Origin of the sequence: Catellatospora aurea (genome assembly GCF_042663325.1) — a bacterium.
GTDB classification, from domain to species: domain Bacteria; phylum Actinomycetota; class Actinomycetes; order Mycobacteriales; family Micromonosporaceae; genus Catellatospora; species Catellatospora aurea.
Map to the genome: position 1 here is coordinate 1 of NZ_JBHTAC010000060.1, position 24,583 is coordinate 24,583.

General features: G+C 69.7%; 18 protein-coding genes. 7 read left to right on the plus strand and 11 right to left on the minus strand.

Annotation, left to right across the window (positions count from 1 at the left end):
• Positions 1-125 precede the first annotated feature (125 nt).
• On the minus strand, positions 126-3,113 hold the full coding sequence (locus ACFQO7_RS34445; RefSeq protein ID WP_376810311.1) for a S8 family serine peptidase: 2,988 nt from the start codon (positions 3,111-3,113) through the stop codon (positions 126-128).
• Between the two features lie 394 nt (positions 3,114-3,507).
• Between ACFQO7_RS34445 and ACFQO7_RS34450 the strand changes: the two genes are divergently transcribed.
• The 3 genes from ACFQO7_RS34450 to ACFQO7_RS34460 all read left to right on the plus strand — a co-directional run bounded on the left by ACFQO7_RS34450 (position 3,508) and on the right by ACFQO7_RS34460 (position 5,989).
• Positions 3,508-4,083 carry a hypothetical protein gene (locus ACFQO7_RS34450; protein ID WP_376810312.1) on the plus strand — a complete coding sequence of 192 codons (576 nt, stop codon included), beginning with the start codon at positions 3,508-3,510 and terminating at the stop codon, positions 4,081-4,083.
• A gap of 117 nt (positions 4,084-4,200) precedes the next feature.
• The gene (locus ACFQO7_RS34455; protein ID WP_376810313.1) at positions 4,201-5,364 is read left to right on the plus strand and encodes a hypothetical protein; all 1,164 of its coding nucleotides are present in this window, start codon (positions 4,201-4,203) and stop codon (positions 5,362-5,364) included.
• Positions 5,351-5,989: a Fic family protein gene (locus tag ACFQO7_RS34460; RefSeq protein WP_376810314.1), complete on the plus strand. Its 639-nt coding sequence runs from the start codon at positions 5,351-5,353 to the stop codon at positions 5,987-5,989. Before ACFQO7_RS34455 ends, ACFQO7_RS34460 begins: the two co-directional genes overlap by 14 nt.
• An 18-nt stretch (positions 5,990-6,007) precedes the next feature.
• Here ACFQO7_RS34460 and ACFQO7_RS34465 read toward each other — a convergent pair whose 3' ends face one another.
• On the minus strand, positions 6,008-6,184 hold the full coding sequence (locus tag ACFQO7_RS34465; RefSeq protein WP_376810315.1) for a hypothetical protein: 177 nt from the start codon (positions 6,182-6,184) through the stop codon (positions 6,008-6,010).
• A gap of 164 nt (positions 6,185-6,348) precedes the next feature.
• Between ACFQO7_RS34465 and ACFQO7_RS34470 the strand changes: the two genes are divergently transcribed.
• From ACFQO7_RS34470 to ACFQO7_RS34485, 4 genes are all read left to right on the plus strand, one after another.
• Positions 6,349-6,849 carry a hypothetical protein gene (locus ACFQO7_RS34470; RefSeq protein WP_376810316.1) on the plus strand — a complete coding sequence of 167 codons (501 nt, stop codon included), beginning with the start codon at positions 6,349-6,351 and terminating at the stop codon, positions 6,847-6,849.
• A 120-nt stretch (positions 6,850-6,969) separates the two neighbouring features.
• Complete coding sequence (locus ACFQO7_RS34475; protein ID WP_376810317.1) at positions 6,970-7,362, plus strand: VOC family protein; 393 nt, start codon at positions 6,970-6,972, stop codon at positions 7,360-7,362.
• A 24-nt stretch (positions 7,363-7,386) separates the two neighbouring features.
• On the plus strand, positions 7,387-7,713 hold the full coding sequence (locus ACFQO7_RS34480) for a hypothetical protein (RefSeq protein ID WP_376810318.1): 327 nt from the start codon (positions 7,387-7,389) through the stop codon (positions 7,711-7,713).
• Positions 7,714-7,864: 151 nt separating this feature from the next.
• Entirely contained in the window at positions 7,865-8,641 is a 777-nt protein-coding gene (locus ACFQO7_RS34485; protein ID WP_376810319.1) for a class I SAM-dependent methyltransferase, read from the plus strand.
• A 131-nt stretch (positions 8,642-8,772) separates the two neighbouring features.
• On the opposite strand, the gene ACFQO7_RS34490 is transcribed toward ACFQO7_RS34485, so the two are convergent.
• The 9 genes from ACFQO7_RS34490 to ACFQO7_RS34530 all read right to left on the minus strand — a co-directional run bounded on the left by ACFQO7_RS34490 (position 8,773) and on the right by ACFQO7_RS34530 (position 24,560).
• Complete coding sequence (locus ACFQO7_RS34490) at positions 8,773-9,378, minus strand: hypothetical protein (protein ID WP_376810320.1); 606 nt, start codon at positions 9,376-9,378, stop codon at positions 8,773-8,775.
• Between the two features lie 77 nt (positions 9,379-9,455).
• Entirely contained in the window at positions 9,456-10,064 is a 609-nt protein-coding gene (locus tag ACFQO7_RS34495) for a hypothetical protein (protein ID WP_360524883.1), read from the minus strand.
• A 547-nt stretch (positions 10,065-10,611) separates the two neighbouring features.
• A complete protein-coding gene (locus ACFQO7_RS34500) occupies positions 10,612-11,841 on the minus strand; it encodes a serine hydrolase domain-containing protein (RefSeq protein WP_376810321.1) in 1,230 nt (409 codons plus the stop codon).
• A gap of 143 nt (positions 11,842-11,984) precedes the next feature.
• Positions 11,985-12,395: a hypothetical protein gene (locus tag ACFQO7_RS34505; protein ID WP_376810322.1), complete on the minus strand. Its 411-nt coding sequence runs from the start codon at positions 12,393-12,395 to the stop codon at positions 11,985-11,987.
• A gap of 528 nt (positions 12,396-12,923) precedes the next feature.
• Positions 12,924-14,096, minus strand: coding sequence for a branched-chain amino acid ABC transporter substrate-binding protein (locus tag ACFQO7_RS34510; protein WP_376810323.1), 1,173 nt, complete (start codon positions 14,094-14,096; stop codon positions 12,924-12,926).
• A 541-nt stretch (positions 14,097-14,637) separates the two neighbouring features.
• Positions 14,638-20,133 carry a DUF3320 domain-containing protein gene (locus ACFQO7_RS34515; protein WP_376810324.1) on the minus strand — a complete coding sequence of 1,832 codons (5,496 nt, stop codon included), beginning with the start codon at positions 20,131-20,133 and terminating at the stop codon, positions 14,638-14,640.
• Between the two features lie 484 nt (positions 20,134-20,617).
• The gene (locus ACFQO7_RS34520; RefSeq protein WP_376810325.1) at positions 20,618-21,937 is read right to left on the minus strand and encodes an AAA domain-containing protein; all 1,320 of its coding nucleotides are present in this window, start codon (positions 21,935-21,937) and stop codon (positions 20,618-20,620) included.
• A complete protein-coding gene (locus ACFQO7_RS34525; RefSeq protein WP_376810326.1) occupies positions 21,934-23,418 on the minus strand; it encodes a hypothetical protein in 1,485 nt (494 codons plus the stop codon). Before ACFQO7_RS34525 ends, ACFQO7_RS34520 begins: the two co-directional genes overlap by 4 nt.
• Positions 23,415-24,560, minus strand: coding sequence for a hypothetical protein (locus ACFQO7_RS34530; protein WP_376810327.1), 1,146 nt, complete (start codon positions 24,558-24,560; stop codon positions 23,415-23,417). Before ACFQO7_RS34530 ends, ACFQO7_RS34525 begins: the two co-directional genes overlap by 4 nt.
• Positions 24,561-24,583: the final 23 nt, after the last annotated feature.

The following is a 24,583-nucleotide window of genomic DNA, read 5'->3' on the forward strand; positions in this document are numbered from 1 at the left end:
CACAGCCGGACCGGAAACGCCCGACGACCAACACCGCCGATCACTTATGAAACACACGGTAGGTGCGTGCACTGACAAGGGCGCCTCCCCGAGATCGGGAAGGCGCCCTGTCACTTCGTTGCTGGTCAGCCGTTGACGGACAGCACCGTCTGGCCGACGGGCGAGCTGCCGTTGCCATAGGCGAGTACGCCCAGGTAGCGGACGCCCGCGGTGAGGCCGGTCCAGGTCGCGGTGACCGTCGCCGGGCCGTTGACGGCCGCGGTCTGGGTGGCCGGGGTGGCGGTGAGGTTGCCGGCCGCCGTGTTCGGCACGACCCAGGCGTTGCCCGGCATGGTGACCGCGCCGGACGCCGCGAACAGGTGGACGTACACGTCGTAGCTGCCCTCGGTCAGGGTCACCGACTCCTGCGCGGTGCCGCCGGTGCTGCTGGCGACCTGGCTGCTGGTGTTGCCGGCGGGGTAGACGAACACGTCCACGTCGGTGCCCATGGGCACGTCGGCGTCGAAGGTCGAGAACCGGGCGACGGCGGTGCCGGCCGGGACCGTCACCGCGACCTTCTTGACCGAGTCCGACTCCATCGGCGTGAAGGTCGGGTTCGGGCCGGCGAAGGCCAGGTTGCTGACCGAGGCGGCGGTGAGGCCGCCGACGGCGGTGGTCAGGGTGCCGGCGTAGCCGGTGCGCAGCGACAGCGTGGTGCTGCCGCTGGTGCCCGTGCCGTTGGCTTCGACCGGTGCCGCCAGTGCCGAGTAGCGCACCGCGATCGGGCTGGTGACCTTGTGGTTGCGCAGGTCCGACCAGGTCAGCGAGCCGAACGCCCAGGTGCCGGCGGCGGCGGTGGTGCGGGTGATGGTGACCTTGAAGGTCTTGGACTTGCCCGGCGGGACCGTCAGCGTCTTGGGCTCGACCTTGACGGTGAACCCGGCCGGGGCCTTGACCTGCGCGGTGTACACCGAGCTGTTCTTGCTGATGTTGGTCACCCGGCGAGTGACCGTCTGCGCGCCGGGGACGTCGCCGACGGCGATCGACGGGTAGTTCAGGTCGCTCGGGTCGATCGAGCCGACCGAGGCGCAGAACTCCGGCTCGGTGATCAGCTGCAGCTGGCCGATGCCGCAGGCGTACTGCAGCCACTGCTCCGGCGTCGAGTCGTAGACCAGGCCTGGGTCGAAGGCGCTGCCGGGTACGACGTGGCCGGAGCCGTAGTTGAGCGGGGTGGCGTCGCCCTGCGACCACTGGATCGGCGCACCGGTGTTGTCCTTGGTGGTGGCCGTCGTCATCATCGCCGACTTGATCCACATCGGGGACCACTTCGGGTTCTTGCTCTTGATCAGCGCGGCGACGCCGGCGATGTGCGGCGCCGACATCGACGTGCCCGACAGCGAGTTGAAGTGGTTGCCGCCGCTGGCGGCCGGCGAGACCGCCGCGATGACGTCGACGCCGGGACCGGTGATGTCCGGCTTGAGCAGGTCGCCGTTGCCGGCCAGGGCCGGGCCGTAGGACGAGAAGCCCGCCATGGCCGGGGCGCGCACCGGGTCGGTGCTGACCGCGGAGATGCTCGCGGTCGGGTTCGCGTCCGAGGCGACGTATGCGGTGACCGCGGCGCCGCTGGTGGCGTCGAGGTGGATGCTGGGCACCGAGTGGAAGTCGGCGTTGAGCGACTGCGCGGCGCTGGTGTTGGCCTGGATCATGCCGATACCGCCGGCCTGGGCCACGGCCGCGCTCTTCTCCACGCGGGCGTTGCCGCCCCGGTCACACAGCACGATCTTGCCGGTGACCTTCGCCGGGTCAAGCGTGCCCAGGTAGCACAGGTTCACCAGGTTCTGGTCCGCGCCCGCCAGACCGGCGTTGGTCGAGTCGATCAGCGTCGCGGGGCCCGCGGCCACGCCGACGCCGACACCGGTGTAGGTCGCACCGTTGCCCAGCGTCACGGTCTTGGTGTTGCCGCGGTCGTGGGTGCTGGCCGCGACGGTGGTCAGCCACGGCGAGTTGTGCGCCACGCTGCTCACGCCGATCGTGTCACCGGAGTTGCCCGCCGAGGCGGACACGAACACACCGGCCGCGGCCGCGTTCAGGAACGCGATCTCGGCCGGATCGACGACGTACTGGCTCGAACCCGAGATCGAGTAGTTGATGACGTCGACACCGTCGGCGACGGCCGCGTCGATCGCCGCGACGATGTCGGCGGTGCCGCCGGAGGAGTTGCCCGCCGCCGGGTTGTGCCACAGCACCTTGTACGCCGCGATCCGCGCCGCCGGCGCCACACCGGACACGGTGCCGACGACACCGCCGTTGATCGACGCCGTCACACCCGAGTTGCCGGCCGACGTCGACGCGGTGTGCGAGCCGTGGCCGTTGTAGTCACGCGGCGACAGGAACTCGGCGTCGTTGACGTTGGCGTCGTCGTGGAAGTAGCGGGCGCCGATCAGCTTGTTGTTGCAGGCGATCGGCTGCTCGACACCGGCGTCGCAGGTGCCCTTCCACTTCTTGTCGATGACCCGCTGGTCCGGGCGCGGCGAGGGCAGCGCGGCGAACGACGGGTTCTCCGCCCAGATGCCGGAGTCGATGATGCCGACGATCACGCCCTCACCGGCGTGGGAGTCACCGCCGAACTGCTTGCTCCACACCCCGCCGGAGCCGGTCAGGCCCAGGAAGTCACGGGTCGTGATCGTGTCCGCGGTCCGCTGCTCGCTCTTCCACACCCGCAGCACGCCGCTGTCTGCCCGCAGGCGCGCGACCTCGGCCGCGGTGAGCCGGGCGCTGAACCCGTTGAACGTGATGCCGTAGTCGTAGGACTTCTTCGCGGTGTCGACCCGCGCGCCGCGCAGCGCGGCGTCGTGCTCGCCGCGCAGCCGGTCGCGCCACTTCTTCGACGCGGTCGAGTGCGCGTCCACGCGATCACCGGCGGCCGGCCGGGTCGCGGCGTAGCCGCTGACGCCACCGGCGTAGTTGGCGACGGGCTCGCTGACGGTCTGGACGAGGTACAGCGCGGTGGCCGTCGAAGCCGGCGGGGCGGCCTGCGCACCGCCTGCCGCCGAAGCCGCCACGAGTGCGGCTGTCGCGACGGCGGCGAACGCCATCGAGGCCGGACGTCTGCCGGCCGGTCGAACGAGTCTCACGGGGGTGTCCTCCTGGATGAGGCGATAGCGGCGCGGGACCACGGGGTGTGGGTCCGGTGCGTTGATACGCCCTACCGCGATGCGAAGGGATCGTTGCACATCCCCGCTGCGCGACACCAGAGGCAACTTTCAATCCGCCCCATGACGATCATCGATCGGCGCAGGCCACACCGGCCGCCCGGCCACGACAATCCGATGCCGCGCCCGGCACGACGCGGGCTGGGGAATCCCCAGCCGCACGAGCTGCCGGGAGGGCAGGCACGACGACGGTGCGGTAATCGCGCCACGTGGCCACCTCCGGAAGCGGCCGATGCGGCGAACGTCCTGTGTGGATTCACCACAGGTCCCATCCGAGCCGTTCCGCAGGTTCGCCGCCCGCAGGTAGCTTTGCCCCATGAGCAGCGCGGCCACCTTCCGCGAGAAGGCGTCCGTCGTGCTCGTGCGCCTGTGCCTGCTGGCCGTGGTGCTGCTGTGGATATGGTTCAACGCCATGCTCGTACGGGAACTGAGCGCGGAGTCGCTCGCCCGCGCCGGGTGGGCCGGGGTGCCTGGCACCGTCCGGGTCTCCGGCTGCACGTCGGAGGTCATCGACCACGAGACGATGACCGAATGGACCGACTGCACCGGATACTTCACGCCCGCAGACCAAGCGCAACTGCCCTGGAAGGTGGCGATGCCCAACACCGGCGGCGAGCTGACCCCGGGCAGCACCGTCGAGGTGCGGCTCGTCGACGGCATGGCGTTGCGGCTGTCGTGGTATCAGGCCGGGGCGTACGGGGCCGGGACGCTGCTGTTCGGCCTGCTGGGCGGCGTACCGATCGCGGCCGCGGTGATGGTCCCCTACTCACTGACCCCACTCGCGCAGCGCTCCCCCATGCCGCCCGGGTTGCAGGCAGCCGTGTTCGCGGTGATCGCGTTCGTCGGCGAGTATCTGCTCACGCTGCTGCTCGACCGGTGGGACCTGCTCTGACACTGCGCGGGTGGTGGGCGGTGTCAGGCGGCCGGCCGATCCGTGACTCGGGTCCTGATTCAGGTGGCTGCGGACCTGACCCGTTATGCTCGTCGGCTGCCGTGCGGGAGGTAAAGGGTGACAACTGATCGAGTCGACATTCCGGAGCTCTGGCAGCTCACCTGGCGCGACGTCGATCCCGCCGCGCGGCCGGAATTCGACCCGGCGGGGGTCGCCGAGCTGGTGCGGACGCTGCCACCGGCCGCCGAGGTCCCGCCGCCCGGCACCGATCAGTGGCTGGTCGACTTCTGGTTCGACCGGATGACCGAGGCGCTGGTCGGGCGCCTCGGAAACTGGGTGGCCGGTTGGCAGTCCACGGTTGCGATGGAGGACTTCCAGGACCGCGGGATCATCCCGGTCTGGCGGGTGCGACGCCCGTCGGTGACGACACCGGACCAGACGCTGACCCGCATCGCCGAGGACGTGGTGGCCTGGCACGAACTGCTGGTGGAGCTCGCCACAGATGCGCGCGGCCGTTTCGCCGCAGCGGCCCCGGCGACAGCCGACGCCACGGATGAGCCGCCCGCCTGGCGTGCTGTCCATGGTCGCGGCAGGGTCGCCGTCTATGCGGGCTCACGCGAACGCCCCCTGCCCCACCCACGCGAGCTGAGCTGGGCGGACACCCGGGTCTCGGATCGGTTGTTCGACCCTGGCACGGTCCCGGCGGTGGTGGGCGGCCTGGTCGCGGCGGCCGAGTTGCCGTCGCCGGGAGCCGACTGGCGCCTGCGGGAACTGTGGCTGGAGAACATCTCGGCCGGGCTCGTCGGCCGGTACGGGCGGTGGGTGGTGGGTTGGCGCTGGTCGGTCGGCGAGGGCGACCTCGACGGCGGCCCGGTCGGGGCATGGTGCTGCCTGCCGCACTCGGCCACCACCCCGCAGGCGACCGCGACCGCGATCGCCGCGGCGCTGGTGGAGTGGCGCGAGTGGCTCGACGACTTGGCGGAGCGGTTCGACCGGTTCCTGCCGCTTGCCGCCGGTGACCTGGACGGCTGGGAGCGCGCAGTCGCGCATCTGGTGACCGCCGTCGGTGACCGCACGCAGTACGAGTCCGGCTGGTACAGCTGCTGCACGACCGTGCTCGGCTGGTTTCTCGAAGCGGCCGGCATCGCGCCCGCCCGCCGGAAGGAGCTGCTCGAACACGCGGTCGCGGGCCGTTTCGACAGCTGGGTGGAGCCCGCGCGGACGGTCGTGGAGTCGGTGGCCGAGGACCTGGCCCGGCGGGTGGCCGTTGACCGCGCCTGACCATCTGGCGGTGTGGCAGCGGGTGCGCGAATCCGTGGCGTGGCACGACGTCGTGGCGCACCCGACCGGGCCGGTGTCGGCGGTCCGGGACGGCTTCGCCGCCTTCGTCTGCGGACCGGCCGGGGGTGACCCGCAGCGGTCGGACCGGCTGCTGTCGGCATACCGGCAGGTGCGGCGGGAAGCCGCCGCGGACGCCGACCTCACGTGGGATCTGCTGGCCCGCTGGAACGAGGTCAGCCGTGGTGTCCCGGTCGCGGCGTTCCGCCGGGCGGCGGCGTACGCGAAGAACGGCCGGGAGCGGTATGGGCTGCACGCCGACACCGAGCAGCGGTTCGTCTCGTGCCTGGCGCAGACCGCCGACCGGGCGGTCCCGGTGACGGCCCGCGCGGCGCGGGCGTACCTCGACGTGGCGTTCTTCCATCCGTTCGACGACGGCAACGCCCGCCTGGCGGGGCTGGTGCTGCAGTTCGTGCTGCTGCGTGAGGGCGTCGAACTCGACGAGGTCGCTCCGATCCTCACGACGGTGCGCCGCGCCGACGACGCCGAGGGGGCCGCGGACCTGGCCCGGCTGGTACACGGCATCGCCGAGGCCGCCCGCCGCCGCGGGCTGCGGGTGCGCGGATAGCCGGTCGGCGGTGCCGCCTCAGCTCACGTGGCGGTGGTAGCCGTGACTATCGCGGGTCACCCGGCCGGTGCGCACGGCGATGGTCAGGCCGAAGCGCTGCAATCCGTCGATCTTGTCTGTCTTGCGGCGGAAGCCCCGCAGCTCCAGTGTCGTAAGCAGTCGGCGCTGGCGAAGGGCGGCCCCCCGCCGCACCATCGGTTACGCCCATGTTGATCAACCGCTCGGAACGTGGGTTCAGCCGGGCGCAGCAAAGCCCCGGCCGAACGGAGTCCGGATCCGGCCTGGCATGCGGCAAGAGTTGGCGGAACGTCGCCCGTCCGGGGTCACCCTTGAAGATCCTTTTCGGCTACGTTGCCGCCATGAACAGCACCGCCTCGCAGGAGCCGATCCGGCTCGTATACGGCCACGCCGAGCTGCACGACAGCCTGGCCTTCGCCGACGCCACCACCGCCGCCGCCGAGGCCGCGGAGATCCGTGCGATCGCCGCGGCCGCGACCTGGGGCGAAGCCCGCCGCCTGCAGACCCGCCACGTGGACAACCCGGTCGCGTTCGACGACCCTGACGACGACCCGAACACCGAACCCGACGACGCCGCGTTCGACATCAAGGAGGTCGGGCCGGTGATCGACGGCGACTGGCCGCCCATGGTGACGTCCCGGGCCTTCGACCTGCTGCCCGAAGACCTGCAGGCCCGGTTCGGCGCGGGCGAGTTCACCGCGTTCAACGGCGACTTCCTGCACATCCCCGTCGAACGCGAGGCCGAACTGGTCGCCGAGCTGCGCGGGCGCGGTATCGAGGTGACCCGCGACGACGCGCTCATCAACGAGCTGGACGGGCGCGGCTTCAACCCGGTGGGGTGACCGCAGCAGGCAATGTGGTCGGGATCCGGTGCCGTCGACGCGACGTCGGCCGGGTCCCGACCGCGGCAGGCGACGCGGGTCGCCTTGACAGGCAAGCAGACACTTGCCTAACGTTCGGTCATGAGCATCGACGACCCCGCGATCACCCCGTTCCTGATGTTCGAAGGCGCCGCCACGCAGGCAATGGACTTCTACGTCTCGCTGTTCGACGACGGCGAGATCCTCAGCGTGACGCCGCACCAGGGCGAGCACACCGGCGTGCAGCTGGCCGAATTCAGGGTGGCCGGGCAGCGGCTGCTGTGCAGCGACAGCTTCGTCAAGCACGCCTTCACGTTCACCCCGTCGCTGTCGCTGTTTGTCCGGTGCAAGGACGATGCCGAACTCACCCGCCTGCACGCGGCGCTTTCCGAAGGCGGCCAGGAACTCATGCCGCCCTCGAACTACGGCTTCAGCACCCGGTTCGCCTGGGTCAACGACCGCTTCGGCGTGTCCTGGCAGCTGAACCTGCCCTGAGCGCGCACGGAGGTCTGGTCGGTCATGGCAAAGCAGGTGCGGGTGCCTTCCGCGGATGCCGAGAGCTCGGAGTTCGTCGAGTTCGCGCACAGCTACAACGGCTACGAACTTCACGGCGAGATGGAAGGACTCAGCAGGCTGGCCCGATCCGTCAGACACCGCTGGCAGGAGTCGGCCGAGGTGGGCGACGATCTCGACGTGCTACGTGCTTGCCTGTTCTACGAAGTGCGCGGCCACCGCCACAGCGGCGGATATGGCCGGTTCGAGCAGGACCCGTTCGTCGCCGCGCTGCTGACCGGCATCTGTCGTCTGTCCCCCGGGCCTATGCCGGTCAAGGGTTCGGCTGGCTAACCGCGGCCCCTTCGCCTTGAACCGATCCAGAAAAAGCGTCGACCGGTTTCCGCCCGGCGCAGGCGGCAGAATGCATGACGAGCCAGCCTGCTCCGGGAACGGTCCGGTACCGGCTGGGCGTGCTTCAGCTGAATGACGTCCGGGAGTGCGGATGGCCGACTGGGACGGCGCCGGTTACGCCCACATCAGCGCGTTGCAGCGAGCCATGGCGACGGCCTGCCTGGAATCCGTGACGGTCGCGGGTACCGAGCAGGTCCTCGATGTGGGCTGCGGCGACGGATACGTGACCCGGCTGATCGCCTCGATGGTGCCCGGCGGAGCGGTGCTCGGTGTGGATCCGTCGCCGCGGATGATCGAGGCGGCCCGCACCGCCGACGACCAGCTGACCAACGTGTCGTTCCAGGTCGGCGACGTCGTCACGATGGCGTTCGGGCCGGACTTCGACCTGGTGGTCTCGTTCAACGCGCTGCACTGGGTGGCCGAGCAGCAGACCGCCTACCGCAACATCGCGGCGGCGCTCAAACCCACCGGTCGGGTGCTCGTGCAGTTCGTCTGCCAGGGTGACCGCCCGAGCATCGAACACGTCGCGATGGACACGGTGCGCGATCCGCGCTGGGCGCAGGCCTTCGCCGGCTTCGCTCAGCCGTACGTGCACATCGAGCCCGACGAACTGCCCGTGATCGCGGGCAGCGCGGGTCTGGAGGTCGTGCAGAGCTCGGTCGTCGACCGGGAATGGGACTTCGGCTCGCGGGAGCAGCTCGCGCAGTGGTGCACGGTCGGGTTCGCGGACTGGACGTCGCGGCTGCCTGCTGAGCAGGTTCCCGCGTTCGTGGACGCCGTCGTCGACGAGTACCAGGAGGTCGCCGGCCGGCCAGGGCTGTTCCGGTTCCTGCAGTTGCGGGCCGAGCTTCGGCCGCGTCCGCAGTAGGCCACCTCGCCAAAGTGAGGCCGTGGGTACGTTCGGCACGGGCTGGTCCGAGTTGGGCGCACGACCTTCAGGCACCGGGAAGGCGGTGCCGGCACCCTGACCGGTGTCGGTCAGGGTGCCCGTGCAGCGGGTCAGGCGGTGCAGAAGCGTTTCTTGGCTTCGTTGGCGATGACCTGCGTGGCTGAAGGCGTAACGGTGCATTCGAGAATTCCGGCGCGGGAACCTCGCCAGCCTGTCAACTGCGCCGACGCGTTCCTTCCATCGCACGCGATGGAGACGCTGATGGTCAGCTTCTTCACGCCGAGATACTGGACGTATCGACCGGGGGTGGCGAGTTTGGGGTCCCAGGCGCCCTCGACGTCGGTCGGCGTGGGACCGCCGTCGACGATCTCCCCGGTGTGCTCACCGGCTTGGGCGTACAGGTAGGACTTCAAGTCCTCGGCGAGGTCCGCTCCGACGACGCCGGGAACGACCTGCGTCACGTCCACGGTCGTCGACTCGGTCACCTGCGAACCCTTGCCCACCGTCATGACGACGGTCCGCGTCAGCACGTCTTCGGAGCGCAGCTCGCCCCAGCTGAGCTGTGGTTGCTGTGCACATGTCAGCGGCGCGGCGGCGGCAGCGGAGGCCGGTGGGGTCGCCGGGGTTGCGGCGGGTGTTTCCGGAGCCGCCGCCGTGCACGCCGTCAGGGCGAGCAGGCCGAGCGCCGTACAGGTGGACATCAGGAGTCTGCGCATGGGTTTTCCTTCAGATTCAGGGCGGCAGGGCGTCACCGCCCTGCCGCCTGCCGATCAGCGCCGCTCGGGTGGCGCGCTCAGCACTCCTTGGCCTTGGCCAGGTTCGCCAGCGTGTTCGAGGTGCTGATGGAGCAGTCGACCCAGCCCCGTCGGATGGTGTCCCACGAGATGCCCTTGCCGTACTGGTCCCGGACGGCGACGCCCGAGGGGCACTTGAAGTGCTCGTAGTCGGCGGTGTACCGGATGGTGCCGCCGTAGGCGACCACGGTGCTGTGCGGCGGGACACTCACGTTCGCGGTGACGGTCTCCGTGGTCGTCGAGGTGCCGGCGTCCTGAAGCTGCAGGCTGTAATTGATCTCCATTGAGGCGATGACGCCCTTGGCACTGACACCGGTGCCGACCGTGTTCGTGATCGTCGAGGTGACAGCCGTCGCGGTCTGCGTCTGCAGCGCTCCCGACTGGGTGATGTTGGTGATGTTGTCCCAGGCCGAAGAGTGCGTCAACACGGTGGAGCTGACCTTGTTCTTCCAGGAGAACCAGGTGACCCCGATGGGGTCGCAGGTGATGGCCATCGGTGCGACGTCCTGGGCGCTGGCGGCGGCCGGCGCTACCAGGACGGGCACGGCGCTGACGGCCAGCACGGCTGACAGCTTCGCCGCAGCGTGTACGATCGCTCGTGTTCTCATTGTGGTCCCCTAGATCATGAGAGAACTGCAGCGGCTGCGGTGTCTCTAGCACCGCGGCCGCTCCCCGCTTCTGCCGGGAGGTCCCAGAAGAGGGTGGGCGCCCACCTCGGTTCTCACCCGCCGGTCAGCGCCCCTCTTCATGGGAGCCCGGACATTACCCATCGGTTGCCCAGCGCGGGTGCCTGCTTCGCCCGGTTGATTCACGGACTCCGATCACATTGCCGAATCGGCGTTCACCCGCAGTGATTCCGACTCGGTCAGCAGTGCGTGGCTGCCACAAAGCGGACGGCGATCCGTGACGGTCCGTCGACCAAGTCGACTGCATCACAACCTGATAACGGGGCCGTGGCCAGCACGAAGGCCGCCTCCGGAGGCAAGTTCAGAGCCCGACTTCAGACCGCGGCATGATCGAGCAGTGCGAAACCGACCGCATCGCCGGTCCCGATCGCAGACGCCCGGCGGCGCGACTCCGGAATGAGCCGCGCCGCCTTGCCTGTGCCGATGTCGAACGCCGTGACAGGCGCCCCCAACCGGGCGCAGACGGACGTCAGTCGCCGATCGCCTGGTAGACCGTGGTCCAGAAGTCGTGCATGGCGCGGATGGAGTCCGGCACGGACGCCCCGACCTGGGTGAGCAGGATTCCGGTGAGCTGCTCGTTCGGGTCGGCGTAGGTCGACGTGCCGCTGCCGCCGTCCCAGCCGAACTGGCCGATGTTGGCGTAGTCGCCGCGATAGGTGCGCACCGCCATCCCGTACCCCCAGCCGCCGTGCTGGCCCTGGCCGAACGAGATGTGGACGTTTTCGCGGGCCATGGCGGTTCGGGCGGCGGTCTGCTCGGCTGTGAGCTGGTTGGTGGTCATCAGCTGGACCGCGGCCCGGGACAGGATCCGCTCCGAGCCGTGGATGCCGTTGTTGAGCAGCATCCGGAAGTAGGCGTGGTAGTCGTCGGCCGTGGACACCAGTCCGCCACCGCCGCCGGCGAACGCCGGAGCCTGGGCCCACCGTCCACTGACCGCGTCGTCCCACACATGGAACTCCCCGGTCTGCGGGTCGGGGGCGTACAGCGGCGGCAGCCGGTCGATCTTGTCACCGGGTACGTGGAAGCCGGTGTCCTTCATGCCCAGCGGCTCGAACAGCCGCTCGGCCAGGAACGTCTCGAAGGACTGGCCCGACGCCCGGGCGACGAGCACGCCGAGCAGGTCGTTGCCGATGTGGTACTGCCAGCGCTCGCCGGGCTGGTGCATCAGCGGGAGCGCACCGAGCCGGCGCAGCCACTCGTCGGGCTCGGGCATCGGCTCGGGCAGGTTCGGGGTGAGCCCCTGCTCGAAGATCGCGCCCATGATCGGGGTGCCCAGCGCGGTCATGTCCATGCCGATGCCGAACGTGGAGGTCAGCACGTCGCGTACGGTGATCGGCCGCCGGGCCGCGACGGTGTCGTCCAGTGGGGCGTCGATCCGGGTCAGCACCCGCCGGTCGGCGAGTTCGGGCAGCCACTGCTGCACCGGGTCGTCCAGCCGCAGGCGGCACTCGTCGAGCAGGATCATGGCCGCGGCGACGGTGACCGGCTTGGACGTCGAGGCCATCCGGAAGATCGTGTCGCGCCGCATCGGCGGGCCGCCGTCGTGGCGCATCGTCCCGATCGTCTCGACGTGGGTCTGGTTTCCGCGGCTGACCAGGGCGACCAGGCCGGGGATCTTGCCGGAGTCGACGTGGCGTGCCAGCACGTCGTGCATCTTGCGCAGCCCCGTCGGGGAGAAGCCGCGGCTGTCGTTGTTCATGATGAGTCTCCTTGTTTATTCGTTAGGTGCCGGAGCGGTTCGGTGTCGTGCCCCGGAGCAGCCGGCTCCTCGCCGCCGCTTCTGAACTGTGTGAATCGGGCGTCCAGGGCCCCCGGGGTCCGCGAGGACCCCGGGGCAGCCGGTCACGCGGCGTCGAGCGCCGCGGTGATCTTGCCGATCATGTCCGCGGTGGTGGGGCTGGCCCCGTCCTTGCGGGTGGCGGCTTCGAGGGCGCGCAGGACGGTGTCGCGGAAGTTGCCGGCCTCGGCGGGGGCCTGCCGGTTGAGCAGGTGCATGGCCTCGGTGAGGGCGGGCAGCACCTGGTCGGCGATCTGCGCGACCGAGGTGCCCTTCAGCTTCAGGTCCCTGGTCTTCGCGGCGAGCACGTGGCCGACCGGGCCGGTGGCCGAGGCCAGGGCGATGGAGCCGTCGGTGGCGATCCGGTGCGGGGAGCCGCCGGCGGCACCGGCCGCTGCCAGGAGCGAGACCGCGCCGTACGCGGCGGTCCGCAGGGTGCGCTTGTCCTGGTCGCTGAGGGTGAGGGTGAGGGACATGGTGGTGTACTCCTTCGACGCGGATGCGGTGAGCGGGGGGCGGGACGTGGAGTTTGTGTGTGCTGCGTTGCTCTCGGGGCCTTGCGGCTGTGTGGCTGAACCGTTCATGGCGCTTACGATCGCGGGACGTCCTGTCGCGGGGCCGTCGCCGTCCTGACACGGCCGCTGACACGACGATGTGACGCCCGCGCTGACGCCCCTTGCAGGCGAAAGACCCTGCTCAGCCCGCATTCGACCGGTAGCCTCCGGGTCGTCGGCGGCACAGGCTCGCCCGGTGCCGCAGCCGGAAACAGCACGGCGGGCGGCAAGCGGTAGCGAGTGACGGCGGCATTCGGTCCGTCGCGTGCCGGCGGGCGTGCTGCAGGTCAGGCCGAGCCGTTGCGGGCGGCCACCCAGCCGAGCTGGATGCGGGCCAGGACTCCCGCTGTGGTCATCAACTGCCGGATCCGGCGGTGGACGGTGCTAGGTCATGATCAACAGGACTCGACGGCAGGGTGTCCGTCTCACCTGCGACCCGGCGCGTCTTGGCTAGTCCGCCAGGGCGAACGCCCCGTTTCGGGCCCGCAGCAGCAGGAAGCTCGGGTTGACCTGCGTGCCGTCCCGGCGGAATTCCGACGGTCCCGACAAGAGCTGAACGTCGCCCGGTTTGGTGTCGGCGATCGCCTTGCGGACGGCTTCACGGTCGGTGGTGCCGGCGCGGGCGATCGCGTTGATCGCGAGCCGGGCGGCATCGTACGACTGCATGGTGAACGGCCCCGGCTCCCTGCCGTAGGCGGCGCGGTACTTCGCGGCCCACGCCGACGCCTGTGGCATGAACTGGGCCACGGGCAGCGAGAGACCGTAGAGGTTGTTCCCCTCGGCCGGGGTGATCTGCTTGAGCAGGGCCGGGTCCGTTCCCGCGTCGGCGAGCAGGATCTTGCCGGTGTAGTGGGCGGTGTGCAGGTCCCGGACCAGCTTGGCGGCCTCGGCGTAGTAGCCGGTGTAGAAGACCAGGTCGGCCCGCTGCTGGAGCACGGTCGCGACGACCCGGGGATAGCTTGTCGCGCCTTGGCTGACGCGCTGCCGCCCGGTGAAGGTCGTCCCGCTGTCGGCCTGCTGGACGAACGTGGTCGTCTCCGACGCCAGGGTGTCGGAGAAGCTCGTGCCGTCATCGACGATGGCCACCCGCCGGGTGCCGAGCTCGGCCATGACCTCGATGCTGCGTTTCGCCTCCAGCTTGGTGGTGCCGGCGAGCAGGAAGACGCTGTTGTAGCCGGGCGCGAGCAGATCGGTGGAGTTGGCAGCCGGGATGATCATCGGGATGCCCGCCGCGTGGAAGATCTTGAGACTTGGTACGGCCGCCACGCTGCACCCGCCGCCGACCGAGACCGTGATGTCCTTGCCGACGAGCTCGTTGGCGCCGGCCACTGCCGCGGCCGGGTCGCACGCGTCGTCGCCGAAGACGATCTCCACCGGGCGCCCCAGTACTCCGCCCGCCTCGTTGGCCTCCTTGACCGCCATGTTGTACGCGTCGGCCATCGGCTGCCCGGTCGGGGCGAAGTATCCGCTCAGCGGGAGCAGCGCCCCGAGCCGGATGGGAGGTTTTTCATCCGTTTCAGCAGTTTTGTCACACGCTGCGAGGGTGCCCGTCGCCACGGCGAGCACGGCAACCGCGGCCAGCATTCGCCGACCCGCGCCACCGAGCACCCTCGAAATTTTCATGCCAGCAATTGTGATGATTAATCCTCAAATCAGCCACCTTCCCGACCTCCGTTGCCGCTCGAGGAGCGTCCCACTCGGTGAGACCGACAACCTGCCGCTATAAGTCTCTGCGACATGATTGCCCTCGCATGGGTTTTTCGGGCAGCACGTAACCCGGCCGAACCGCCGTCGGCATCACATCCGGCGACGCGGGTCCCATCGACAAAGCCTGTTGCACGATCCTGATGAGCTTGCGCTCGGATCCAACCCCCAGCCGTCGCATCGCTCGGGCCCGCCATCCTGCAGGAGTGTCACCGCTTGTTCAGCCCGGACGGGCGGTATCGCCGCCTCGTCCGTGATCTTCCGGCGTGACCGGCTTGATCTACATCAGCCGTCTGGGGTGATCGACCTGACTCTCGCCTGGCCGTCCTCAGCGAGACGGGACGCTTCTCAGGACCATGCTCCGGTTCAGAATGCGCCCCGCCGCCCATAACCACAGCGAGCACGATGATGTACTCCTCGCCGGGCACAGCGGTTCTGTGCCCGGCCGGCAATCATCTGATCAGAGTTTGTCTGGCGCCTGACGCCCGAGGGACAGACTCAAACCGTTGGCGACGAATGCACCGTCGACGACGAGGCGATCGATGAGCAGCTCCAATCGCCGGGTGATGTCCGGCCCACGTCTGGTCCAACCATAGAGCCTGGCCACGTGTGCGCTCAGCTCGTCGCGGGCCACACCACCGGCATCGCGGACCAGGTTCGTCAGGGCGAGTGCCAGCTCGTCGTCATGGACCTGCTCCACGCTGCGGCTGCAGGCGTCGACCGGGCTACGGACCTCACGGACCGCCGCGCCCCGCACCCGAACGAACTCCCCGTCACGGTCGAGGCCCGCGTGCCGGATCGCGGTATCTATGTTGTCCCGGATCCGCGACCCGACCCGGCCGATGCCCCAACTGTCGCGCAGCCTCTGGTGCATGACCGTGATGTGCACCGGCCCTTCGACGGCCGCAACCTCGGCGACGCCGGTCCGCATGGCGTGAGCGCTGCCGGGCTCACCAGGATCGGCCCAGTACGGCAGACGCTCCACGACCGCGGTCCGGTACGGCGTCACCCAGACCGGCTGCAGGTCCAGCGCTGCGGACTCGGTGGTGACCGCGGGACGCTCGATCACGTCCTCCAGGCTGGACAGAAGCCCCCGTACCGGAGCAGCCAGCGCCTTCTCGATCGCGGCACGCAGGCGGGCCTCCTCTCCGAGGCGGTTCCGGTACCAGGCGGTGCCCCAGATCCGGTGCAGTCGCCACCCGAGGCCGCGTAGCACCTGGTCACGCAGCCGGTCCCGGTCCCGGGCGACTTTGGAGGAGTGGTACTGGAACCCGTCGCACTCGACGCCCAGCGCATACACGCCGGGGCGGTCCGGATGGCGTACGCCCATGTCGATCCGGTAGCCGGCGGCGCCGACCTGCGGGGTCACCTCGTAGCCCCAGGAGCGGATCACTGAGATGACAGACTCCTCGAACGGTGATTCGGCGTCGCCGCCGGTGCTGGTTTCCAGCGCCAGGGCGGCAAAGCCCCGCTCGGCGTAGTCCAGATAGCGGCGCAGATGCCGCAGGCCCTCGCTGCCGGTTGCCGCGACGATGTCCGAAGCCCGCACGCTCGCGACGACTTCGTTGCGGAAACGCGCCCGAGTGACGGCCACGTTCAATCGCCGCCACCCGCCGACCCGGTTCAGCGGTCCGAAGTTCATCGTCGTCTTGCCCGTCTCGTCCGGACCGTACCCGATCGAGAAGATCATCACGTCGCGCTCATCGCCCTGCACCGACTCCAGGTTCTTGACGAAGAAGCCGTCGAGCCGATCGTCGGTGAAGAACTTGTCCAGCTCCGGCCGGTCCTGGCGGGCCTGCTCCACAGCATGCTCGATGGCCGCGGCCTGCGCCTCGGAGAAGCTGACCACACCGAGCGTGAGGTGCGGGCGGGTGGTGAAGTGATGCATGACCCTCTCGGCGACCTTGGTGGCCTCGATCGGGTTGTCGCGCGACGAGCCACGCCGGTAGGACCCGGCGACGTGGAAGAGCTCCACGCCCACATCCTGTCCGACATCCTCGGCACCAGGGAACGTGATGAGCCGGCCTTGGTAGAACGAGGAGTTCGAAAAGGCGATGAGTGCTTCGTGCCGGGACCGGTAGTGCCAGCGCAGCGTCAGCGCGCGGAACTCCGCCGAACCCTTCATCAGGTCGAGCACCGACTCGAAGTCGACACCGTCCTCGGCCTCCTCATCCCACTCGTCGCCGTCGTCGGTGACCCCTGCAGTGAAGAAGCTGGTCGGCGGGAGCTGCTTCTGGTCACCGGCCGTGATCAGCGCGCCGCCCCGGTAGATGCAGTTGACGGCATCGGCAGGTGCCACCTGACTTGCCTCGTCGAAGATCACGACATCAAATCGCATGTCGGACGGCAGATACTGACTCACCGCCAGCGGCGACATCATGAAGCACGGCTTGATCGCCTGGCTGACATTGCGCGTCCGCTCCAACAGCAGCCGCACCGGCATGTGCTTCTTCTTCTTGCCCGCCTCACGGCGGATGACACCGGATTCCCCCAGGTTGTTCCGAGGTCGGCGCGCGTTGCACGCTGTGATGATCCGCGAGGTCGCCGCCGCGATGAGCGCACGGTCCAGGCTCCGGTATTCGGCCACGAGCGAGTCGCGGTCCTCGGCCCGCACCAGGCGCAGGGCCGCATCGTGGTGCAGGTGGTGGTCGGCCCACTCCTGGAGCAGGGCGCGCTCAAGGACCAACGGCACCTGCCGGGCGCTCAAGCCCTCGGCGATGCAGAAGTCGATGGCGGTCTCAAGTCCCACGGCGACGAGCCCGGCGCGGGCGCCCTGGTACGCGAACCACTCGTCCTGTCCGGCGCTGTCCTCACGCAACGCCGCGACAAGGTCGCCGGCCTCCGCGAAGTCGTCGAGTTCGGAACCCAGTTCCGCGTGCCGGCCCGGCTCGAAGGCTGCCAGCAGGTCGGCACGCGCCCCCGCCCACCGTCGTTCGATCTCATCCAGCTGCGGCGTCGGGACGACGCTGTCAAGCGCTTGCGACTGAGCAGCCGTCAGTGGTGAATCGGAGCCGCTCTTGCAGGCCCGCATCTGCATCGCCCACTCCAGCGCCGCGTACACCGCCGTCAGGTCGGTCCGTTCACCGGCATACAACGAGCCGAGTGTCGACGAGTAGCCCTGTCCGCGTGCTGCGAGCGCGGTGTAGGCGGCGTCGACAGACGCGCGCAGCTCAAGCAGGTGCCGCGACTCGGCGACGGTCAGCTGTCGGCGCACCGCCTGACTGACCGACCCGGTAAGCGCAGCCGCCGCTCGCAGCGGGGCCTGGTGGCTGTCCAGCCATCCTGCCGCCTCTGCAATCGGCAGCTGCACGAGCTCCGGCCGTGCGGCAGGCAGCGGCTCCGGCGCCAGGCGCGACTGCCAGTCCTGCAGGCGTGCGGACGTTTCGTCGGCGACGGCAAGCACGCTGGCGTTGGGGATCCCGTCACGGGCGATGTGATCAGCAAGCTTCGCCAGGTCCCCAGTGCGTGCCTGGTTGATCGCGGTGCCCGCGACCGCCAACGCCCGCGTGATCAGGTCGAAGTCGGTGGAGCGGCCGGCGTAGTAGGTTCCCAGTTCCCTCGCATACCGGGTCTGCGCCTCGTCGAAAGCGGCCGCAGCCCGCTTGCGGGCGATTGCCAACGTCAGCTGATCGCGCGCCGACTGCCAGCCCACACCCGCACGGGTGAACGCTGCCAGGGCACGCTTGTCGGCACGATAGGCGCCGCTGAGCTTCTTCAGGCCCCGGTGTTCATGCGAGAAGCGGTGCGCCAGCCCTTCGGCATCCGCCGCGAGGACGCCATCGGTGTAGTGCGCTTCCGCCGACCGCTCCGCATCCGACAGCGCGGCGATGGCCTGTCGGAGTGCCTGCACAGCCTGGCCGGCGGCTGCATGGCCCTCAGCGGACAGCCACGCACGATCGGGACGGTTCTCGCTGCGCCCGAGACCGGCGACACTGAGGGTCGCCCGGGCATCCTCGAACGAAACGACGGGCGGCAGGCCCAGCATGACGGCCAGCCCGCTGAGCGATCGGCCCGCGGCGCGCAGTGTCTCGGTGTCACGCTGAAACGTCTCGGCGAGCAATGCAGCCTGCTCCGAGGTCAGCGACGCGAGGTGCAGTGGCGGGACCGTGAGGCTCTCCAGCGCCGAGGTGTCGAGATCCGGCGTGGCACCCGCGGCGGGAAGCTCGGACCAGGGCACACCGGCGGCACGGTTGGCCGCGTCCTGCCGGTCGGCAAGCTCGCGAAGTTCTGCGGTCAGGTGATCGGCGGATTGGATGGCCGGGTCGAGCTGAGCAGCCGTCAGCCACTGCGACGGCACTGCGGCCGGCCGCACGGCGCAGTGCGCGACGATGCGGGTGAGGGCGGGCGCCTGGCACAACCGGCTGACGCCGAACGCGGCAGCCAGTGGCGCATGGGCCGCGGTGACGCCGGCCAAAGCGTCGAGCGCTGACGCCGCTGCGTAGAGACGGGCGTCCAGAGAACCACGGTGCGTGACCCCACGCCAGGCGAACGACCGCCCCTGAGCAGCGGGGCGCCAGGCCCGGGCCAGCGCCGCAGCAGTGGCCCGCACGGACCCGAACGTCTCGACAGTCAGATCGACCGGCGCGATGCCGCTCATCGGAGCGGCGGGAACGTCCTGCAGGTTGGCGATCATGCCGAGGACGTCGTGCAGCGAATAGTTGAGCGGCGCGCGCGGCACGTTCATGGCCTCGGCGTACGCGTTCAACTCCTCGCGGCGGCGCCGGGCATTGTCGAGGTCGAGGTCGTTCATCCCGTTCGGGGCGATCGGAACGGTCTCCAGCGCCTGCCCCAGAGCCGACGCCACCTCCTTCCGCGTCGCCTTGTGCGAGTGCAGTTCCAGCAGGTAGGCGTCGAGTCCCACGTCGTGGAGACGGTTGCGGACCACTTCGAGCGCCGCGGCCTTCTCGGAGACGAACAGCACCCGCTTTCCGGCGTGCAGCAGCGCTCCGATCATGTTCGCGATCGTCTGCGACTTCCCGGTTCCAGGTGGGCCGTCCATGGCGAAGGAGTGTCCCGCCAGAGCGGCAGCGACGCTGGCCCGCTGTGAGGAGTCGGCGTCGAGCACCAGCGGGACCCGCTCGGCCGGCATGTCCTGGTCGATCCGCTCCTCGGTCAGCTCCTCAAAGAGGAATCCGCCGCCTCCCGAGCCCCGCCCACCCGTCGCCAGCCCTTGGATCACCGGGTGCGCTGCGACGGAGGCCTCGTTGTCGAGCAGGTCCCGGTACATCGCCTCTTTCGCGAAGGAGAAGTACGAGAGCGTGACCTCGTCGTTGACCCGCCAGCCGGCGTGCCCCGCCACGGCGGCCCGCACGTCGGCCAGGAAGTCGGCGTAGGCGACGTCCTCGAGTTCGTCGACGGACGGCAACGTGACCATGAGCTGGCTGAGCTTGAGCGTCAGCGCCGGGTTGACGACCGGGTCTTCCTCCGCACGCTGCAACAGGGGCAGCTGCCGCGTGCCGGTCGCAACGAGCCGGACCGGGACGAGCAACAACGGGCTGGTGTATTTGGCTTTGTCACCGTCGGTCCAGGTGAGCGAGCCGAAGGCAAGATAGAGAATCCACAGTCCTCGGTCCAGGAACTCCTGGTTCGACCGCCGCATGAGGTTGCGGAGTGCCGAACTCAGATCACCGAACGGCTTGTCCGTACGGAGGACGTCGCCTCGGAACGCCCTGCCCGGTAGGTCGAGATCAGCTGCGGGAAGCACGCGGCCTGGTTCGGTCGATGCTTCCCCGAACCCGTCGCTGCCCTCCTCTGCGGGACGGAACCGGAAGTCGCGGCCGGCGCCCAGACCTGCCAGAACCTCTGTCGCGGCCGGGTCGAACACCCGGACCGCACCCGACTTGCTCAGCCGGAAGTTGAGGAGCCGGTTCGTGCCGGAGAGGTTGATGAGGCTGTCACGCCATTGACGGATTGTCGCCTGCAGCAGCCGATCCTGTGCCGAAAGGTTCTCGGCCATGCCGGCGTCTCCGCCCATTTCAGTTTTCTCCGTCCGTACTGCATTTCTCAGATCTTGTTACCGTGCTGCTCCGGCAACGGTCGCGATGCGGCCATTCCCGGAGCAGGATCATGCCAGGTTCATGGTGATCTACTCGAACGTAGAGGTGACACCGCTACCTTGCACTCACCCATCCGGATGGTCTTGAAGCGCTAGCTTTCCGTGGTCTGACCTGGATGGCGGTCCGCCCATAGGCTCCCCGGCCCACTCACGCCACCTAGTGGTTCAGAATCGTTTGCCGCCGCAGACGATCAAGCGACCCCAGCTCACGCGTAGTACTTGTGCGCGGTCTCCGACGGTTCGCCGAGTTGCAGAAACTTCGTGATTATCGCGCCGGCGACACGGACGCCCTTGACTAGATCCGAGAGTGAATCAATTTCGCTGACTGCCGGCTGGGGGCCGGAAATCAATAGGTCACCCCGGACGACCCCATCCGGTAGGCGTGTCAGGCGCGAACCCGGTGACTTTCCAGGTGCGCCATGACCGTCTGGTTGGCTGCCCACCCATCCGGAAACTTGACCGGCTCTCCCAGGTGCACCGGCTCGCTCGACGGGTGTGCGTCGAGCAGTTCCCGGATCCCGGCCCGGGCCACCATCACACACGCATGCCGGTGCCGTGACGCGAGCACACACAACCGCCCCGCCTCCAGGTGGAATGCGGTCGCATCGCGTCGCCCGGACAGCGGATGCAGCACGAACACCACGTCGTACTCCCGGCCCTGCAGCCGGTTGGCCGTGTCCACCGTGACCTCGTCATTCCCGAGCGCCGCACGCAGGGCTGCGACCTGGTCCCGGTGTGCGGCCCCGATCGCGATCCGCTGGGCCGTCACGGCCTGTTCCCCTCGCTCGGAATGCGCGGTAGCGCCGCGCTGCAGCAGCCGCCGCGCCAGCTCCGCCACCGCCGACACCGCCTCGGCATCAGTACGCATCGTGTGCCGCGCCGGCAGCTCCAGCAGCCCCCACCCGGTCTGCGCGGCATGCTCCAGTACCCGGTCGTACGACGTGTCGCCGAACCCTTTGGTCGCGAACGTCAGCCGCCGCTCCCCCGGCCCCGTCCCCGACTGGAAGCCGGTGTACGGGTAGAACGCCGCAGCGACGACCTTCTCGGCCGTATGCGGCAGCCGCCAAGACACCGGCAGACGGTGCACCGGCAGCTCCGGGTTGTTGCGTAGTAGCACCGACACCGCGCTCTGCATCGGATCCCAGGACAGCCCGCGCCACCGGTCGTTCTCCACGATCGAGAACGGGTCGAGCTGCCCAGGGTCGCCCACGAACAGCGCTCGCTCGAACCGTGGCGCGATCGCCAACAGCGCGTCCGAGCGCATCTGATATGCCTCGTCGACGATCGCCCACCGCCATGCGTGATCCTTGACGTGGGCCCACTTCGCCGCGGTCGCGATCGTCACCGCAGGCCGCCCGAGCGCGGCCAGGTCGCTGTCCACATCGACGTTGGCCAGCCCGGCGATGCGGGCCGGGGCCTCGTAGCCCTTCCGGCTCAGCCGCCCGACCCGTGCGCCCGGCACCGCCGCGTGTAGCGGACCGGCGAGCCGTTCGACCAGGTCGTCGACCTGCTCGTTGGTCTGCGCGACGATCATCAGCGGGTCGCCGGTGGTGGCGAGCTCGGCCGCGGCGCGTACGACCAGGGTCGACTTGCCCGCGCCAGGCGGCGAGTCGACGACCACACCGCGGTGCGCGCCGGAGCGCAGGTCGGCGAGCACGGCTGTGATGACCTGTTCGGCCTGGGCGGCCGGGTTGAAGTCGCTCATTCCCATACCTCCGTGGCGTCCTCGTCGGTGGGCACGTATGGCTGGGGCGGTCCGCCGTGAGTCCACGGGGTGTCTTCTGCGTCGGGCAGCCTGGGCGACGGGATGCTGTCGGACAGCACCGAGCTGTAGACCAGCCGCTCGCCGGGTTCGGGGATGCTGCCAGGCGGCGGGATCTTGGACTTGCCGAACCCGCCCTGCATCTCCAGCGTCACCACGGCAGAGTCGGCCTGGCGGTCGACGGAGACGACCACGGCCTTCTGCGACTGGCGGCTCGTCGCCACCACCTCCGCCCCGCGTCCGATCAGCACCGGGTCGGCGGTGTGCAGCACGACCAGCGGCCGGGTGACGGCGTTGCCCTTGTCGTTGGTCACCCGTCGTTCCCGCTCGACCTCGCTGACGGTGCCGAGGAATGCCTCCCCGGCAGCCCGGTGGTTGGCCATGACGAGGGGGTCGTCGAAGGCCCGAGCGACGTCGTACTCGACCTGCTCACGTTCGAGCCGGTTGAGCCGCCGGGCAGCGGCGATGGCACCGTCGCGCCGGGCCTGCGGCAGCCCGCCGTCGACGACGCTCTCGTGGTACCAGGTGAACGACTTGCGGTCCTCAATCCAACGGCCCTCGACCGACGCGCCCGGCTCCAGTTCGCGCAGCCGGGCGATGCCCCGCCACATCAGCTGCCAGGTGGGCGCGAGCTGGCCGTGGAGAGCTTCCCGGAGCAGTTCGACGGCACGGGCCTGGCCGGGCGATCCGGGATCGGTGCCGCTGTAGCGGCGGATCGCCGGGGCGAGGACATCGTTGTCGAATGTCGGGTCGGTGACCGGTCCGGCGGGCGGCCACAGCAGCGGGTCCTCGGCGTCCCGCGCCGCCTGCGGCCCGGTGCGGCCGGGCGGCGGGCTGATCCAGCCGAGCAGCGCGGCGAGGTTGGCGTCTTCGACGGCGCTCTGCCCGGTGGCCCAGTGCATGGACAGCTGCTCGGTCATGGCCAGCAGGGACGCCGCGCCCGGGTGCTCGGAGCGCTCGGCGAACCAGGTCAGCCAGCGCCCGAGCAGCGGCACGTCGGGCTTGACCGCGTACGGGCCGGTCGTCCTGCGAAAGCGCGTGGAGCGGCCGAACAGTCGGACGAACCCGATCCCGGCCCGGTTGGGCACCAGCAGCTGCGGCGCGTCGCGGAAGCAGACCTTGCCCTTGATCTCGTCGGCGGCTCCTGCGCACGAGTTGACGTAGCCGACGACGAGGTCGGCGAGCTCGGCGGCGAATGCGAACCGCTGGCCGCGGTCGCGTGGCTGCGGCACGACGAGCAGCGTCGGGTCGTCCTCGGCGCTGCCGACCAGTGCGGCCAGTGGCGCGTTGGCCTCACCGGCGAGGGTCAGCGGCACGAACACCAGTGGCCGGTGGGAGAGGTGCACGTGGCGCACCGTCGCGGTCGGCTGCGCCGTCTGCGTGTTGACGGCCAGGGCGCGGGCATACGACGTGATGGCGCTCATGCCGCCACCCGTGCCGCCTGGGCCCCACCTCCGGGCGACATGGATTCGCGGTAGATACGGGCCGCGGCACGCAGCAGCGCGGCGATCTCAGCCTGCTCGTCCGAGGCTGCCAGGCTCCCGGCTGCCAGGCCGAGGGCGACATTGACGAGTTCGACGCCGCCGAGCTCCTCACGCACGCTCTTGCCCAGGGTGGCGGTCCCGCCGGTCGCCTCGTCGCGGCAGAAGAACGCGAGCTCGCAGTTGGCCAGGCACTCGGGTGAGTACCGGGCCTCGATGCAGTCCATCGCCTGGACCAGTTCGGCGCGCGTGAGCACCGGCTGCCCGTCGTCGTCCTTGGCCAGGTCGAGGGACACGCCGATCGGCAGGGCGTCGAGCAGGGCCTCGATGCGCGCGAGCCGGTTGAGCTGGTGCTGCAGCACGATGAGCTGCTTGCGCACGTCGACCTTGGTGGCGCAGGGCCGGTTGGAGAAGTCCTTTGGGCAGACCAGCACGATGTCGGAGGAGACGGCGTCGTCGCTGCCGAGCAGGGTGCGCAGCGCGTGGACATACACGGCGGACTGGATCGCGGCAGAGGCGACCTTGCCGCCGTCGGCCTGCCCGTCGATCACTGCGAACGACTTGATCTCGATGACGTGGAAGATGCCCGCGTGCTGGAACGCGATGAGGTCCGGTTCGAGGTAGACACCAACGCCCGCGACGTCCAGCCGCAGCAGCGGATGGTCGAACAGCGTCCCGGCATTGTCCCGGCCGGCCGCGGCGGCCAGCAGCGTCGCCTGGGAGTGGGCATGGCGCAGGTCCTGGCTGTCGTTGCCGCCGACCTCGTCGAAGTTGGTGTAGCCGACCTCGGTGATGTCCAGGTCGAGCACCTCGCGCAGCAGGGTCACCAACTCGGCGCAGCCGTCGGCCTTGACCTGCGCCTCGAAGGCGTTGCCCCGAGTGATGGCGAACTGAGACTGGCCGAAGCGGACCGGGAAGTCGAGCCGCTCGGCGAGGGCGCCTTTGTCGACACCCGCCGCGTCGCACAGGCCGCGCCGTACGCAGCCCGGGTTGCTGGTCAGTGCCGCGATGGTGCGCGCGTTGTGCCGCTTGGGCTGCACGGGGCCGCGTAACCGCCGCAGGCGGGAGTCGGTGTCGTTCTGCACGGGATTCCTTCGCGGGGGAAGCG

Bases quoted from the DNA above. Each gene is read 5' to 3' on its own strand.
- ACFQO7_RS34505 (WP_376810322.1), bottom strand. From the start codon at position 12,395: ATGTCCCTCACCCTCACCCTCAGCGACCAGGACAAGCGCACCCTGCGG.
- ACFQO7_RS34470 (WP_376810316.1), top strand. From the start codon at position 6,349: ATGAACAGCACCGCCTCGCAGGAGCCGATCCGGCTCGTATACGGCCAC.
- ACFQO7_RS34465 (WP_376810315.1), bottom strand. From the start codon at position 6,184: ATGGTGCGGCGGGGGGCCGCCCTTCGCCAGCGCCGACTGCTTACGACA.
- ACFQO7_RS34485 (WP_376810319.1), top strand. From the start codon at position 7,865: ATGGCCGACTGGGACGGCGCCGGTTACGCCCACATCAGCGCGTTGCAG.
- ACFQO7_RS34500 (WP_376810321.1), bottom strand. From the start codon at position 11,841: ATGAACAACGACAGCCGCGGCTTCTCCCCGACGGGGCTGCGCAAGATG.
- ACFQO7_RS34525 (WP_376810326.1), bottom strand. From the start codon at position 23,418: ATGAGCGCCATCACGTCGTATGCCCGCGCCCTGGCCGTCAACACGCAG.
- ACFQO7_RS34480 (WP_376810318.1), top strand. From the start codon at position 7,387: ATGGCAAAGCAGGTGCGGGTGCCTTCCGCGGATGCCGAGAGCTCGGAG.
- ACFQO7_RS34510 (WP_376810323.1), bottom strand. From the start codon at position 14,096: ATGAAAATTTCGAGGGTGCTCGGTGGCGCGGGTCGGCGAATGCTGGCC.
- ACFQO7_RS34495 (WP_360524883.1), bottom strand. From the start codon at position 10,064: ATGAGAACACGAGCGATCGTACACGCTGCGGCGAAGCTGTCAGCCGTG.
- ACFQO7_RS34490 (WP_376810320.1), bottom strand. From the start codon at position 9,378: ATGCGCAGACTCCTGATGTCCACCTGTACGGCGCTCGGCCTGCTCGCC.
- ACFQO7_RS34450 (WP_376810312.1), top strand. From the start codon at position 3,508: ATGAGCAGCGCGGCCACCTTCCGCGAGAAGGCGTCCGTCGTGCTCGTG.
- ACFQO7_RS34520 (WP_376810325.1), bottom strand. From the start codon at position 21,937: ATGAGCGACTTCAACCCGGCCGCCCAGGCCGAACAGGTCATCACAGCC.
- ACFQO7_RS34515 (WP_376810324.1), bottom strand. From the start codon at position 20,133: ATGGCCGAGAACCTTTCGGCACAGGATCGGCTGCTGCAGGCGACAATC.
- ACFQO7_RS34475 (WP_376810317.1), top strand. From the start codon at position 6,970: ATGAGCATCGACGACCCCGCGATCACCCCGTTCCTGATGTTCGAAGGC.